Annotated in this window: 12 protein-coding genes; 5 read left to right on the forward strand and 7 right to left on the reverse strand. The window is 70.8% G+C overall.

Annotated features, from left to right (window positions below):
* Positions 1-50: 50 nt before the first annotated feature.
* Positions 51-1049: an aldo/keto reductase family protein gene (locus ABZZ04_RS26000; RefSeq protein WP_356934623.1), complete on the forward strand. Its 999-nt coding sequence runs from the start codon at positions 51-53 to the stop codon at positions 1047-1049.
* A 59-nt stretch (positions 1050-1108) separates the two neighbouring features.
* Here the strand turns inward: ABZZ04_RS26000 and ABZZ04_RS26005 are convergent, their stop codons facing one another.
* The 5 genes from ABZZ04_RS26005 to ABZZ04_RS26025 form a co-directional block, all read right to left on the reverse strand.
* A complete protein-coding gene (locus ABZZ04_RS26005) occupies positions 1109-2470 on the reverse strand; it encodes an NAD(P)/FAD-dependent oxidoreductase (protein ID WP_356934624.1) in 1362 nt (453 codons plus the stop codon).
* A 132-nt stretch (positions 2471-2602) separates the two neighbouring features.
* A complete protein-coding gene (locus ABZZ04_RS26010) occupies positions 2603-2944 on the reverse strand; it encodes a hypothetical protein (protein WP_356934671.1) in 342 nt (113 codons plus the stop codon).
* A 29-nt stretch (positions 2945-2973) separates the two neighbouring features.
* Positions 2974-4704 carry a cytochrome c oxidase subunit I gene (ctaD, locus tag ABZZ04_RS26015; RefSeq protein ID WP_356934626.1) on the reverse strand — a complete coding sequence of 577 codons (1731 nt, stop codon included), beginning with the start codon at positions 4702-4704 and terminating at the stop codon, positions 2974-2976.
* 239 nt (positions 4705-4943) lie between these two features.
* Complete coding sequence (locus ABZZ04_RS26020) at positions 4944-5687, reverse strand: glucose 1-dehydrogenase (RefSeq protein ID WP_356934672.1); 744 nt, start codon at positions 5685-5687, stop codon at positions 4944-4946.
* Between the two features lie 208 nt (positions 5688-5895).
* On the reverse strand, positions 5896-8118 hold the full coding sequence (locus tag ABZZ04_RS26025) for an NADP-dependent isocitrate dehydrogenase (protein ID WP_356934627.1): 2223 nt from the start codon (positions 8116-8118) through the stop codon (positions 5896-5898).
* 322 nt (positions 8119-8440) lie between these two features.
* On the opposite strand from ABZZ04_RS26025, the gene ABZZ04_RS26030 reads away from it, so the two are divergent.
* The 4 genes from ABZZ04_RS26030 to ABZZ04_RS26045 all read left to right on the forward strand — a co-directional run bounded on the left by ABZZ04_RS26030 (position 8441) and on the right by ABZZ04_RS26045 (position 11718).
* Positions 8441-9370, forward strand: a complete 930-nt coding sequence (locus tag ABZZ04_RS26030; RefSeq protein ID WP_356934628.1) for an LLM class F420-dependent oxidoreductase — start codon at positions 8441-8443, stop codon at positions 9368-9370.
* A 573-nt stretch (positions 9371-9943) separates the two neighbouring features.
* The gene (locus tag ABZZ04_RS26035; protein ID WP_356934629.1) at positions 9944-10165 is read left to right on the forward strand and encodes a hypothetical protein; all 222 of its coding nucleotides are present in this window, start codon (positions 9944-9946) and stop codon (positions 10163-10165) included.
* A 203-nt stretch (positions 10166-10368) separates the two neighbouring features.
* Positions 10369-10545, forward strand: coding sequence for a hypothetical protein (locus ABZZ04_RS26040; protein WP_356934630.1), 177 nt, complete (start codon positions 10369-10371; stop codon positions 10543-10545).
* Positions 10546-10665: 120 nt separating this feature from the next.
* Positions 10666-11718: an iron-containing redox enzyme family protein gene (locus ABZZ04_RS26045; protein WP_356934631.1), complete on the forward strand. Its 1053-nt coding sequence runs from the start codon at positions 10666-10668 to the stop codon at positions 11716-11718.
* A gap of 112 nt (positions 11719-11830) precedes the next feature.
* On the opposite strand, the gene ABZZ04_RS26050 is transcribed toward ABZZ04_RS26045, so the two are convergent.
* Positions 11831-12085, reverse strand: a complete 255-nt coding sequence (locus ABZZ04_RS26050) for a CDGSH iron-sulfur domain-containing protein (RefSeq protein ID WP_356934632.1) — start codon at positions 12083-12085, stop codon at positions 11831-11833.
* Positions 12082-13248, reverse strand: coding sequence for a glutamate--cysteine ligase (locus tag ABZZ04_RS26055; protein ID WP_356934633.1), 1167 nt, complete (start codon positions 13246-13248; stop codon positions 12082-12084). Before ABZZ04_RS26055 ends, ABZZ04_RS26050 begins: the two co-directional genes overlap by 4 nt.
* Between the last annotated feature and the right edge of the window lie 499 nt (positions 13249-13747).

The raw sequence follows: 13747 nt of genomic DNA on the forward strand, positions 1-13747 counted from the left end.
TGGTCGGGCCATCGCGCGACGCGCCCCACGAACGCAGGGAGAGCAGTCACATGGAGTTCCGCCGGCTCGGCCGCAGCGGCCTGACCATCAGTGAGATCGCTTACGGGAACTGGCTCACCCACGGCTCCCAGGTGGAGGAGGACACGGCCGTCGCCTGCATCCGCGCCGCCCTGGACGCCGGAATCACCACCTTCGACACCGCGGACGTCTACGCCGAGACCCGGGCCGAGGCCGTCCTGGGCCGGGCGCTCAAGGGCGAACGCCGTGAGGGTCTCGAGGTGTTCACCAAGGTCTACTTCCCGACCGGCCCCGGACACAACGACCGGGGGCTCGGCCGCAAGCACGTCATGGAGTCCATCGACAACTCGCTGCGCCGCCTGCAGACGGACTACGTGGACCTGTACCAGGCCCACCGCTACGACCACTCGACGCCGCTGGAGGAGACCATGGAGGCGTTCGCCGACGTCGTCCGCTCCGGCAAGGCCCTCTACATCGGCGTTTCGGAGTGGACCGGCGACCAGCTGCGCGCCGCGCACGGGCTGGCCCGCGAGCTGCGGGTGCCGCTGATCTCCAACCAGCCGCAGTACTCCGCGTTGTGGCGGGTCATCGAGAGCGACGTGGTGCCCGCCTCCGAGGAGCTGGGCATCGGCCAGATCGTCTGGTCCCCGATCGCCCAGGGCGCGCTCACGGGCAAGTACCGGCCCGGCGCTCCGCTCCCGGCCGGTTCGCGGGCGACGGACGACAAGGGCGGCGCCGACATGGTGTCCGGCTGGCTGCGCGACGAGGTGCTGGAGCGCGTCCAGCGCCTGCGGCCGCTCGCCGACGGCGCCGGTCTCAGCCTGGCCCAGCTCGCGGTGGCGTGGGTGCTGCAGAACCCGAACGTCTCCGCCGCGATCATCGGCGCGTCCAGGCCGGAGCAGGTGACGGAGAACGTCGGGGCGGCCGGGGTGACGCTCGACGCGGAGCTGCTGAAGGGGATCGACGACATCCTGGACCCGGTGGTGGAGCGGAACCCCGCGCTGACGGCGGGACACGCGGGCGACAGCTGACCGGACCGGTATCCGTCCCGGCGCCGGTCGCCGCCTGCGCCGGGACGGATGCCGCGGGTTCAGGTGCCGGTGTGCAGCGCGGCGGTGTGCTCCCGGACCTGGGCCGGGGTCAGATAGGCGTCCGTGTGCTCGAAGTCGCGCAGCTTGGCCGGCTTCCGCGACAGGAAGCCGATGCGGACGAAGTCGTCGCCCGCGACGGCGTTGAGGATCCAGTTGGTCGCGACCCGTGCCTTGGCGACATTGGTCCGCAGCGCCGACCAGTGGTAGCCGCGGGCGACGACCTGTGCGGGAACCCCGTGCAACTCGATGCCGAGCGGCTTGGAGACGGCGTCCTTGCCGCCGAGGTCCACGACGAGACCGAGGTCCTTGTGGACGTACGGCTTCAGCGGCTGGTTGCGCAGTGTCGCGATGAGGTTGTCGGCGGCCCGGCGGCCCTGGCGCATGGCGTGCTGCGCGGTGGGCGGGCAGACCGCCCCGTCGCCCTTGCTGAGGTCCGGCACGGCCGCGCAGTCGCCGAGCGCGAAGATGCCGTCGAAGCCGGGCAGGCTCATCTCGGCGGTCACGGCGAGCCGGCCGCGCACCGTCTCCGCGTCGAAGGTGGAGACGAGCGGGCTCGCGGCGACCCCGGCCGTCCAGATCAGGGTGCGGCAGGGCAGCACCCGGCCGTCGGTGAAGGTGACCGTCTCGGCGGTGGCCTCGGCGACCGAGACACCGAGCGAGACCTCGATGCCCCGGGCGCGCAGCATCTCCAGGGCGCTGCTGCCGAGCTTGTCCCCCAGTTCGGGCATCAGCTTCGGGGCGATGTCGATGAGGTGCCACTTGATCAGCTTCGGGTCGAGCCGGGGGTAGCGCTTGATCGCGCTGCTGGTGATGCGTTGCAGGCAGGCGGCCGTCTCGGTGCCCGCGTATCCGCCGCCGACCACCACGAACTGCAGGCGCGAGGCCCGCTCCTGCTCGTCGTGGCTGGCGTCGGCGAGGTCGAGCTGGGCGATCACGTGGTCGCGCACGTAGACGGCCTCGGCCAGGGTCTTCATGCCCCGCGCGTGGTCCAGCAGGCCGGGGATGTCGAAGGTGCGGGTGATGCTGCCGGGGCTGAGCACGATGTAGTCGTAGGGCTCGTAGACGATCTCGTCGGTGATCTTGCGGATGACGCAGATCTTCGCCCTGGGGTCCACCCCGATGGCCCCGCCGGGGATGATCCGGGTGCGGTGCTTCTGGCTGCGGCGCAGCGAGAGGGCGACCGACTGCGGGGTGAGCACACCGGCCGCCACCTGGGGCAGCAGGGGCAGGTAGAGCTGGTACGAGAACGGGGCGACGAGCGCGATCTCCGCCTCGCCGGGGATGAGGCCGCGCTCCAGACGGCGTACGCATTCCACTCCGGCGAATCCGGCGCCGACAACGAGAATCCTGGGTCGTGCCACGGTCTTCGTCCCTTCTCGGGCCTGCACGGTCGTCCGTTCGCCTGCCACGTCGCACGCGCACGTCGTCACTCATCCTTACGAGTCGGCGCGGACTTCGCCTGCTGGGGACGGCGGACGGACGACACCGTGCGGTCAGCGGGACAGCAGGGCGAGCGCCGCGCAGGTGCCGCCGGCCGCGCCGACGAGCACGACGCCGGTGGCCACGCAGCGCGTCCTGAGCCTGCGGTAGCGCGCCTCGTACTCGCCGCGCAGCGCGGTGGACCTGGTGGCGATCCGGGTGAGCGCGGCCCGTGACGCGGCGAGCCGGTCGGCCGTGTAGGCCCGTTCCACTTCCTCGCGCTGGGCGGTGGTGAGCCAGGGCAGCCCGTCGGTGAAGCGGGCCGCCCGGCTGCGGGCCTCCTCGACCTCGGCGCTCCACAACAGGTAGCCCTGCAGCTGTGCCAGTCCGCGGGCGGTGTCCTCGTCCGGGTCCACTCGTTCCTCCCCGTTCCGGGACGCCGTGCTCACGTCCGGGTGTCCCCCGGGACGCCGGTCGTCCCGCCGCCGGGGCGGTTGAGGGCCTCGTCGAGCGCGCGGAGCGAGGGGTGGTGCAGGTCGAAGGCCGGGGATTCGGAACGGATCCGGGGCAGGGTGAGGAAGTTGTGCCGCGGCGGCGGACAGGAGGTCGCCCACTCCAGCGAGCGGCCGTAGCCCCACGGGTCGTCGGTACCGACGTCCGTGCCGTACTTGGCGGTCTTCCACACGTTGTAGAAGAACGGCAGCATCGACAGGCCGAGCAGGAACGAGGAGATCGTCGAGATCGTGTTCAGCGCGGTGAAGCCGTCCGCCGCGAGGTAGTCCGCGTAGCGGCGCGGCATGCCCTCGGCACCGAGCCAGTGCTGCACCAGGAACGTGCCGTGGAAGCCCGTGAACAGCGTCCAGAAGGTGATCTTGCCGAGTCGTTCGTCGAGCAGTTTCCCGGTGAACTTGGGCCACCAGAAGTGGAATCCGGCGAACATCGCGAAGACCACGGTGCCGAAGACGACGTAGTGGAAGTGCGCGACGACGAAGTACGAGTCCGAGACGTGGAAGTCCATCGGGGGCGACGCCAGGATCACCCCGGTCAGGCCGCCGAACAGGAAGGTGACCAGGAAGCCGATCGACCAGAGCATCGGGGTCTCGAAGGACAGCGACCCGTGCCACATCGTGCCGATCCAGTTGAAGAACTTCACCCCGGTCGGTACGGCGATCAGGAAGGTCATGAACGAGAAGAACGGCAGCAGCACGGCTCCCGTGACGAACATGTGGTGGGCCCACACCGTCACGGAGAGGCCCGCGATGGCGATCGTCGCGCTGATCAGGCCGACGTAGCCGAAGATCGGTTTCCGGCTGAAGACCGGGATGATCTCGCTGACGATGCCGAAGAACGGCAGGGCGATGATGTACACCTCCGGATGGCCGAAGAACCAGAAGAGGTGTTGCCAGAGCAGGGCCCCGCCGTTGGCCGCGTCGAAGACGTGGGCGCCGAACTTGCGGTCGGCCTCCAGCACCAGCAGGGCCGCGGCGAGGACCGGGAAGGCCATCAGGACCAGCACCGCGGTCAGCAGGACGTTCCAGACGAAGATCGGCATGCGGAACATCGTCATGCCGGGGGCGCGCATGCAGATGATCGTGGTGATGAAGTTGACCGAGCCGAGGATCGTGCCGAAGCCGGAGAAGGCCAGACCCATGATCCACATGTCGCCGCCGATGCCCGGCGAGCGGACCGCGTCGGTCAGCGGGGAGTAGGCGAACCAGCCGAAGTCCGCGGCCCCGTTCGGGGTGAGGAAGCCGGCCACGACGATGATCGAGCCGAAGAGGTACAGCCAGTAGGCGAACATGTTCAGCCGCGGGAACGCCACGTCGGGCGCGCCGATCTGCAGCGGCATGATCCAGTTGGTGAATCCGGCGAACAGCGGCGTCGCGAACATCAGCAGCATGATCGTGCCGTGGATGGTGAACGCCTGGTTGAACTGCTCGGGCGACACGATCTGGATCCCCGGGCGGGCCAGTTCGGCACGCATGACCAGGGCCAGCACCCCGCCGAGGACGAAGAAGGCGAACGACGTGACCAGGTAGAGCGTGCCGATCGTCTTGTGGTCGGTGGTGGTCAGCCACTTGACGACGACGTTCCCCGGTTCCTCGGCGTGGATCGGGAGCTCGTTCGCGTACGTCTCCTCCGCCCCGGTTTCCCCTGCTGTGCCCGTCGTCGTCACTGGGACGCTCCTTCGATCGTCGTGCGCGGGTGGGCCGGGCACCCGGCAGGGGCGCCCGGCCCACCCGGCCGGCCCGTGGACCGGCCCACGCGCGCCACCCCGGATTCCAGGTGCAGCAAATCAGCCGTGCGGCGGCTGTGCGCGGCCCTGCGCCCGTCGTCGCGCGACTTTCACCCGTCAGGGCGCCGCCGGACGCAGGGGGTGTCCGGGGTGTCCGCGACCGGTCCCGCGGTCGACGCTCAGGCCAGTCCGCCCGTCGCCCGCAGGTTCTGTCCCGTGACCCAGCGCCCGTCGTGGCCGACGAGGAAGGCGACCGCGTCGGCCACGTCGGCGGGCTCCCCCAGCCGGCGCAGGGGGGTCATGCCGACGACCGTCTCCAGTGCCTGCGGCGGGTTGGCGGCGCGCAGCATGTCGGTGTCGGTGGCGCCGGGCGAGACGGTGTTGACGGTGATCGAGCGGGGGCCGAGTTCGTGGGCCGCCACGGCGGTGAGCTGTTCGAGCGCGCCCTTGCCGGCGGCGTAGGCGGAGATGCCGGGGCCCGGTCGCACGGTGTTGGCCGTGGAGATGTTCACGATGCGTCCGCCGTCGCGCATCCGCAGGGCGGCGTGGCGGATCGTCAGGAAGACCGCCCGGGTGTTGACCGCCATCACCCGGTCGAAGAGTTCCGGGTCGGTGTCCGCGATCAGGGAGGGGGTGGGGCAGAGGGCGGCGTTGTTCACCAGGATGTCCAGCCCGTCGAGCTCCTCCTCGGCGACGGCCATCAGCCGCTCCGCGCCGTCCGGGTCCGCGAGGTCCTGCCGGACGGCCCGCGCCTCGCCGCCGTTCTCCCGTACCGTGCGGACGACCTCCTCGGCCGCCTCGTCGTCGGTGGCGTAGTTGAAGACCACGCGCGCGCCGTCGCGGCACAGCCGCTCGACGATCGCACGTCCGATGCCCCGCGATCCTCCGGTGACCACGGCGTTCTTGCCTGTCAGCCCTGCCAGCACGGTTCCTGCCCTTCCATGGCGGTCCGGTCGGTCCGGGCTGCGAACCTACCGGCCGGGGCGGCTGCCCGTACCCGGTTCGCGCGGATCGCCCGGCATCGGCCCGGGGCACGGAAACGCCCCGGCCGGGCGTGGTGCCGGCCGGGGCGGAGGGAAGGGGTGCCGCGTCGGCCGCACCCCTTCCGCCGTCGTTCCCGCGGTCGTTCCGTCAGCCGATGGAGGCGATGGCCCGGACGAACGTCTCCGAGGGGCGCATCACGGCGGCGGCCTTGGCCGGGTCGGGCTGGTAGTAGCCGCCGATGTCGGCCGGCGAGCCCTGCACCGCGATCAGCTCGTCGACGATGGTCCGCTCCTGCTCGGCCAGCGTCTTGGCGAGCTCGCCGAAGGCCTGCGCGAGCTGCGCGTCCTCGGTCTGCTGCGCCAGCTCCTGGGCCCAGTACAGGGCCAGGTAGAAGTGGCTGCCGCGGTTGTCGATGCCGCCCAGCTTGCGGCTCGGCGACTTGTCCTCGTTGAGGAAGGTGCCGGTCGCGCGGTCGAGCGTGTCGGCGAGGACCTTGGCGCGCGCGTTGCCCGTGGTCGTCGCCAGGTGCTCGAAGCTGGCCGCGAGCGCGAAGAACTCACCCAGGCTGTCCCAGCGCAGGTAGTTCTCCTTGACGAGCTGCTGGACGTGCTTGGGCGCGGAGCCGCCGGCACCGGTCTCGAACAGGCCGCCGCCGTTCATGAGCGGGACGACGGAGAGCATCTTCGCGCTCGTGCCCAGCTCCAGGATCGGGAACAGGTCGGTCAGGTAGTCGCGCAGCACGTTGCCGGTGACCGAGATGGTGTCCTCGCCGCGGCGGATGCGCTCCAGCGAGAAGGCGGTCGCCTTCTCCGGCGACATGATCTCGATCTGCAGGCCGTCGGTGTCGTGGTCGGCGAGGTAGGTCTTGACCTTGGCGATCAGCTGCGCGTCGTGGGCGCGGTCCTCGTCGAGCCAGAACACGGCCGGGGCGCCGGTGGCGCGGGCCCGGGTGACGGCGAGCTTGACCCAGTCCTGGATCGGCAGGTCCTTGGCCTGGCACATGCGGAAGATGTCGCCCGCGCCCACGGCCTGCTCCAGCACGACGTCGCCGTTGCCGTCGAGGACCCGCACCGTACCGGTGGTGGGGATCTCGAAGGTCTTGTCGTGGCTGCCGTACTCCTCGGCCTTCTGCGCCATCAGGCCGACGTTCGGGACCGAGCCCATGGTGGACGGGTCGAAGGCGCCGTTGGCGCGGCAGTCGTCGAGGACGACCTGGTAGACGCCCGCGTAGCTGCTGTCGGGCAGCACGGCGAGGGTGTCGGCCTCCTGGCCGTCGGGGCCCCACATGTGGCCGGAGGTGCGGATCATGGCCGGCATGGAGGCGTCGACGATGACGTCGCTGGGCACGTGCAGGTTGGTGATGCCCTTGTCCGAGTCGACCATGGCCAGCGCGGGGCCCTCGGCGAGCTCGGCCTCGAAGGCCGCCTTGATCTCGGCGCCGACGTGCGGCACGCCGTCCAGGCCCTTGAGGATGGCGCCGAGGCCGTCGTTCGGGGAGAGGCCGGCCGCGGCGAGCACGTCGCCGTACTTGGCGAAGGTGTTCGGGAAGAAGGCGCGGACCACGTGGCCGAAGATGATCGGGTCGGAGACCTTCATCATGGTGGCCTTGAGGTGGACGGAGAACAGCACGCCCTCGGCCTTGGCGCGGGCGACCTGCGCGGTGAGGAACTCGCGCAGGGCGGCGACGCGCATGACCGCGGCGTCGACGACCTCGCCCGCGAGCACCGGTACCGACTCGCGCAGCACGGTGGTGCTGCCGTCGTCACCGGCGAGCTCGATGCGCAGCGAACCGGCCTCGGAGATGACCGCGGACTTCTCGGTGGAACGGAAGTCGTCGACGCCCATGGTGGCGACGTTCGTCTTCGAGTCGGCGGACCACTTGCCCATGCGGTGCGGGTGCGCCTTGGCGTAGTTCTTGACCGAGGCGGGGGCGCGGCGGTCGGAGTTGCCCTCGCGCAGCACGGGGTTCACCGCGCTGCCCTTGACCTTGTCGTAGCGCGCGCGGACGTCCTTGTCCTCGTCGGTCTGCGGGTCGTCCGGGTAGTCCGGGAGCGCGTAGCCCTGCGCCTGCAGCTCGGCGATGGCGGCCTTCAGCTGCGGGATCGACGCCGAGATGTTGGGCAGCTTGATGATGTTGGCCTCGGGCCGCTTGGCCAGCTCACCGAGCTCGGCGAGCGCGTCCTCGATGCGCTGGCCCTCCTCCAGGCGCTCCGGGAAGCCCGCGATGATGCGCCCGGCCAGCGAGATGTCCCGGCTCTCGACATTGACACCGGCCGTCGAGGCGTAGGCCTGGACCACGGGCAAGAACGAATAGGTCGCCAGGGCCGGGGCCTCGTCGGTGTGCGTATAGATGATGGTCGAGTCAGTCACCCTGTGCTCCGCTCCACGTCTACAACATTGCTTGACATCAAGATATCTCGTGATCGCCCCCGACTCGACAGGACCCCGTCCCCCCGGGCCGGCGACCGGCGCCGCCTCTGCCGGGGGCTGGTCCGGACCACCCCGTTCCGGACCGGCGGACCCGTCACCGGCCGCCCCGCCCTGCCCGCGCGCCCCCTTCCGCGCACCGCCCCGCCGCACCCCGCGCGAACCGTCCGCGGCCTTCCCGCGCCACTCCGGACAGCATGTTGACCGCTCAACAGGCAAGTGCCATACGGTGGTTGCTCCACCGCCCGCCCGAAGGAGTGCACACATGCCGGTCCCGATCGGTCTCGGTCTTCCGCAGATGAAGCAGTACGACATCGGCCGCGATGTGGCCGCCGTGGCGCGCGCGGCGGAGGAGACCGGCTACGAGAGCCTGTGGGTCTTCGAGCGGATCGTCTTCCCCGAATCCCCCGCGCAGGGGCTGTACGGCGTACCGGGGCTGCCGTGGCCCGACCAGTACCGCGGTGTCGCCGACCCGCTGATCACGCTCGCGCTCGCCGCCGGGGCGACGGAGCGGGCCCGGCTGGGCACCAGCGTCCTGGTCGCGCCGCTGCACGTACCGTTCCAGCTGGCCCGTTCGCTCGCCTCGCTGGACGCCGCGAGCGGCGGCCGGGTGGTCGCGGGGATCGGCACGGGCTGGTCGCTCGACGAGTACGCGGCAGCCTCCGTGGCCCCCTTCGAGAAGCGGGGCGCGGTCCTGGACGAGCTGCTGGACGTGTGCGCGGCCGTCTGGGGCCCGGACCCGGTCTCCTACCGGGGCGAGCTGACCACGATCGTCCCGTCCGAGGTCGGCCCGAAGCCGGCCCGGCCCATCCCGGTCTACCTTCCGGCGAGCGGCCCGCGGGCCCTGCGCCGGCTGGTCGACCGGGCGGACGGCTGGATGCCCGTCGCGATGGGGGCCGACCGGCTGGCCGAGCAGTGGAAGCAGGTCCAGGACCTGGCGGCCGAGCGCGGCCGGGAGCGACCGCTCCACGTCTGTGCGCGGGTCAACGCCAGGTACAGCGCCGAGCCGGTCGCCGGGGCGGGCCGCGAGCCGTTCCACGGCGACGTCGCCCAGATCGTCGAGGACCTGGCGGCCCACGCCGCGACGGGCGTCCCGGAGTTCCTGATCGACCTCCAGGGCACGACGCGCGACGCCGCGGAGCTGATCGACGTGGCGGCCGAGGTGTACGCGGCGGCCCGCGCGGCGGGTGTCTGACGACAGCTCCGGGCCGTGCCGATCACGCTCCTTCTGGAGTACGGGGGTGCGAGGGGTGCTGTCTGTCATGCCCCCTCCGGAACGAGCCGCCCGGCAGTAACGCTTCACCCTCCGGACGCATGCGTACGGTGACCGCGCGGGCTCGCATCGTCATGGGGAGCCGCGGGCACCTCGCACCGGAAGAGCCGCCGCCGTCGGCCGGTCGGGCTTCCTCGGACCGGGCCCGACCGGCCCGCGTTCCTCTCCCGGCCGGCCGGCCGCACGGAAGCGGTCGCCCGGTGGCCGCCTCCATCCCCGCCGGTGGAGCTTCCGGGACCGGGATCCCATTCATCGCAATGATCCTTCCGCGGCGAGGACGTGGCTGTAACGTCAGCCGCGAGCCCTCGCAGGAAGGGCCGTCGAAGCAGGGGGAGGACCGTGCCAGACATTTCCCGGCGAGCAGTCTTGGGCGCCACCGGCGCAGTTGCCGCATCGACACTTCTCACGACAACCGGAACAGCGCAGGCCGCCGATACCGCGGGCGGCAAGGACGGGCACACACCGCACAGCACCTCGAAGGAGGCCGAAACACCCATGGCCAGTGGCAGTCAGACCCTCAAGTACGTGGCATACATCGGGAGTCCCGACATGGAGGTGCTGAGCGACGCGACGTTCGGCGTCGGTGCGGACCCCGCCGACATGTGGGCGTATCTCGACGATGCCACGGCACGTCTCCGGCAGAGACATCCCTCGTATTCCTTCACCCCCCACCTCGTCCGGTACGACCAGGTCACCACCGAGATATCGCGCCCGTAGCGCACACCGCGCCGGCCTCGTCCCCCAGCCGGGCCGGCGCGTCCGCGGAGTGCCGAACCGCGGATCGGGCAGTGCCACGACCCTGCGCAACAAGGTCGTCCCGTGTCTCTTCCCCGTCACGCCGCGCCCCGTACTCAAACTCGTGGTCGAGGCAGGAGTGCATCACGGACGCCTCGCTCATCGGGCGGAGGCAGAGGTACCGGATGACGCAGCCCTGCCGGCCCCGGAAGAACCGCACCAGGAAGGCCTTGCTCAAGGGCGTCGGCTTCACGGCCCCGGCGCTGCCGATCACACCCGGCACACCGTGGTGGGCGCTGCTCGGGACGCTGCCGGCCCGGGGAATCGCCGGCTCCCCCGTGATGGCCGTGGCGGTCCGGTGACCATGAATCCCGCCCACACCGGATACGGAGCGAACGGGATTCGTGACAGGCGGTATTGATGGGAGGTGGTCCTCGCTCTACTGTCGATGGGGACAGGGACAGCGGGGCGAGGAGACCGAGATGGCTGCTGGTGCACACTCCGTGGACTCGTCCGAGCACGGGATCGCGGTGCTGCCGGAGCCTCGGGGACCGGTCACGGAAGCCCTTTTCGCTGCGCTGGAAGGTGAGCCGGGCCCCTTCCCGTCGCCCCGTGTCGCCGTCGGCGATCCACTCACCGACGACGACCTCCAGCTGGCCCTGTACGTGTGCTACGAGCTGCACTACCGCGGGTTCTCGGGGGTGGACGACCGCTGGGAGTGGCAACCGGCGTCGCTCGATCTACGGGGCCGGCTGGAACGGGAATTCGAGGCCGCGCTGCGCGACCGGTTCGCCGTTCCGGATGGGCTGGGTGACCGGGAGGTCGTGGCCGCCCTGACGCACATGGCCAACCAGCCCGGGCCGCCCCTGACGCGCTACCTGCGCGAGGCCGCCACCCTGGAGGAGATGCGGGACTACCTCGTCCACCGGTCCGCGTACCAGCTCAAGGAGGCCGACCCTCACGCGTGGGCCATCCCGCGGATGACGGGCAGGGCCAAGGCCGCCCTGCTGGAGGTCGAGTTCGACGAGTACGGCAGCGGCCGGGCCGAGCGGATCCACGCGGTGCTGTACCGCAACACCATGGACGCACTGGGCCTGGACAGCCGCTACGGAACGTACCTGGACGCCATTCCCGGCCTGGTCCTGGCGACGGTCAACATCGTCTCGATGTTCGGGATGCACCGGCGGTTGCGGGCGGCGGTCGCGGGCCAGCTCGCGGTCTCCGAGATGACCTCGGCGCTCGCCAACAAGAACGTCGGGGACGGATTGCGCAGGCTCGGCCTCGGTGACTCGGCCACCGACTTCTTCGACGAGCACGTGATCGCCGACTCCGTGCACGACATGATCGCACTGCACGACCTGGTGGGGGGCCTGCTGAGGCAGGATCCCGCGGCCTCGGCGGAGGTGCTCTTCGGCGCCGCGGCATGGACCGGCATCGACGCGATGTCCGCCGACCACCTGCTCGGTTGCTGGCAGAAGGGCGAGCCCTCGTTGCGGCCGACCGGCCGCAACGAGGGGCACCCGCCCACGGATTGACGCCGCTTCACCCCACCGTGCTGATCCTGTCCGACCGGCTCCGGCTCCGGCTCGACGAACGGGCGGAAGGAGCCACGGCGACAACCCACGACGAAACCGCCGGCCCGGAACGCTAGTCCGAATCGCGCCGTCGGTGTCGTGCCGAGTCACGGAAGCGAATCAGTTTGTGGGTGCTGTCGCACCACGGTTTTTGACCGGACAGCCCGCAGCGGCACAACGCGACCACCGGCCGGGTGACTTCGACCTCATTGCCTTCGGCATCGACGACGCGATGCGCGCCGCGTACCAGATAGGGTCCGTCCGGGTAAGCGGTGACCACGCATTCGGTTGGGCAACGCACTTCTTCCTCCTTCTCGTTCGGGGTCATCGACGGGGTTCGGTGGCCGTGGTTTCGGTGATCAGCTGCTCGACCACGCCCTTGAGGCCGCCGTCGGCGAAGGCCCGTCGCTGCCGGTCGGCGGAGTTCCCCCGGCGGAGCGCGCCGTATGCCAGGCCCGTGATCTCCGTCCAGTCCCCGGCTTCCATGAGAGGCCCGCGGACATGATCGAGCAGCCGGTTCACGAGCACGGCGGCCGGGACGAGCTCGCAGGTCAGGGGATCGATCAGCTTCTCTTCGAGACCGAAACGGGCGGCGCGCCACTTGGCCGCGTGCAGTACTTCGGGCGACACCTCGGGAGCGGGATCACCGTGGGCGATCCCGTTCAGGCATTGGTGGACCAGAGCACGGGAGAGCCCGGCCTGGAGGACGGCTTCGTCGATGGTGGTGCAGGAATCGGCGATGCGGAACTCCACCGTGCGGTAGCGCGTACCCGGTCGGACGTCCCAGAACACCTGTCCGGCGTCGGCGCTGGTTCCCGTACCGACGAGCCGGCCCACCCGGTCGCAGTGATCGGCGTAGGAAGACAGGGTGGGCGGCATACCGGCCATGGGCCAGCGAGCCCAGATGGTACTCCGGTAGCTCGCGTACCCCGTGACGTCCCCCGTCCAGAACGGCGAACTCGCCGACAGCGCCAACAGGACGGGCAGCCAAGGGCGTACCCGGTTCACCACCTCCACGGAGGTGTCACGGTCCTCGACGCCGACATGCACGTGACAGGCGCAGATCAGATGCTCTTCGGCGATCCGCGCATACGCCTTGGCGATGTGGTCGAATCGGGGCTGCGGTGTGAACCCCACCTCGCGCCAGTCGGCGGGCGGGTACGTACCCGAGGCGACGATCGCGGTCCCCTTCCCGGCCGAGGCACCGATCAGGGTGTCCCGCCGGGCCCGGAGATCGGCTCGTAGGTCGGCAAGGCTCCAGCAGATCCCGGTGCGGCTCTCGATCATGCACCGGCGCAGCTCCGCGGTGTAGTGCTCGGAACCGTCCCGGCGCACCGTGTCCAGCAGGGGGCCGCTGTCGGCGGGCAGACGGGTCTGCGCGTCGACCACGAAGAACTCCTCCTCGACGCCCATGGACAGCGGCCCGCTCACGGGCGACCGTTCGGGGATCCCTCCGGGCGTCGGATCGGACGAGACGGCGTCGTTGCTCATGGGGCGGACTCACCATCCGAAGTGGGGTACGGATTCAAAGGGCACCGATCGTTTCCGTCGGCACCTGGAGGACCGACGGGGCTGGACGGAACGCGGCCCTGCACGTGGCCGACGTCCGTCCTGGCCGTTCCCGTGCGTGCCCCGGCCGGATCCGTGGCCGTGCACCGTGGCTCCCGGGCGGGAGGGAGAGCGCCGAGCCCGCCGGCAAGGGGTGAAGTCCCGGGCTCACGACGACCGTTGGCCGGCTCGGCAGGATGGGGTGTCGTGTCGTTCTTCAGCAGGGCGTCCAAGCAATCCCTCCCGCGACGGAGAAGAGGCCGGGATCAAACGCCCCATGATATCCCGCGCTCCGGCCGCGGCCCTCGAACGAGGCCCGGACGCAGCAATGTTGGCCGGATCGAGTGGACTGGACTTCACACGGTGCGGCCGGCGGATTCGCACACCGCGCTCGGCAGTGTCGGGGAAGGGGCGCCTTGCCCCGGCCGCACGGGACCGGGCC

Origin of the sequence: Streptomyces sp. NPDC006435 (assembly GCF_040612315.1) — a bacterium.
GTDB lineage: Bacteria > Actinomycetota > Actinomycetes > Streptomycetales > Streptomycetaceae > Streptomyces.

What these genes read in the sequence shown, in the direction of transcription:
- ABZZ04_RS26000 (WP_356934623.1), top strand. Translation starts at nt 51, where the DNA reads ATGGAGTTCCGCCGGCTCGGCCGCAGCGGCCTGACCATCAGTGAGATC.
- ABZZ04_RS26030 (WP_356934628.1), top strand. Translation starts at nt 8,441, where the DNA reads ATGCCGGTCCCGATCGGTCTCGGTCTTCCGCAGATGAAGCAGTACGAC.
- ABZZ04_RS26035 (WP_356934629.1), top strand. Translation starts at nt 9,944, where the DNA reads ATGGCCAGTGGCAGTCAGACCCTCAAGTACGTGGCATACATCGGGAGT.
- ABZZ04_RS26040 (WP_356934630.1), top strand. Translation starts at nt 10,369, where the DNA reads ATGACGCAGCCCTGCCGGCCCCGGAAGAACCGCACCAGGAAGGCCTTG.
- ABZZ04_RS26045 (WP_356934631.1), top strand. Translation starts at nt 10,666, where the DNA reads ATGGCTGCTGGTGCACACTCCGTGGACTCGTCCGAGCACGGGATCGCG.
- ABZZ04_RS26050 (WP_356934632.1), bottom strand. Translation starts at nt 12,085, where the DNA reads ATGACCCCGAACGAGAAGGAGGAAGAAGTGCGTTGCCCAACCGAATGC.
- ABZZ04_RS26055 (WP_356934633.1), bottom strand. Translation starts at nt 13,248, where the DNA reads ATGAGCAACGACGCCGTCTCGTCCGATCCGACGCCCGGAGGGATCCCC.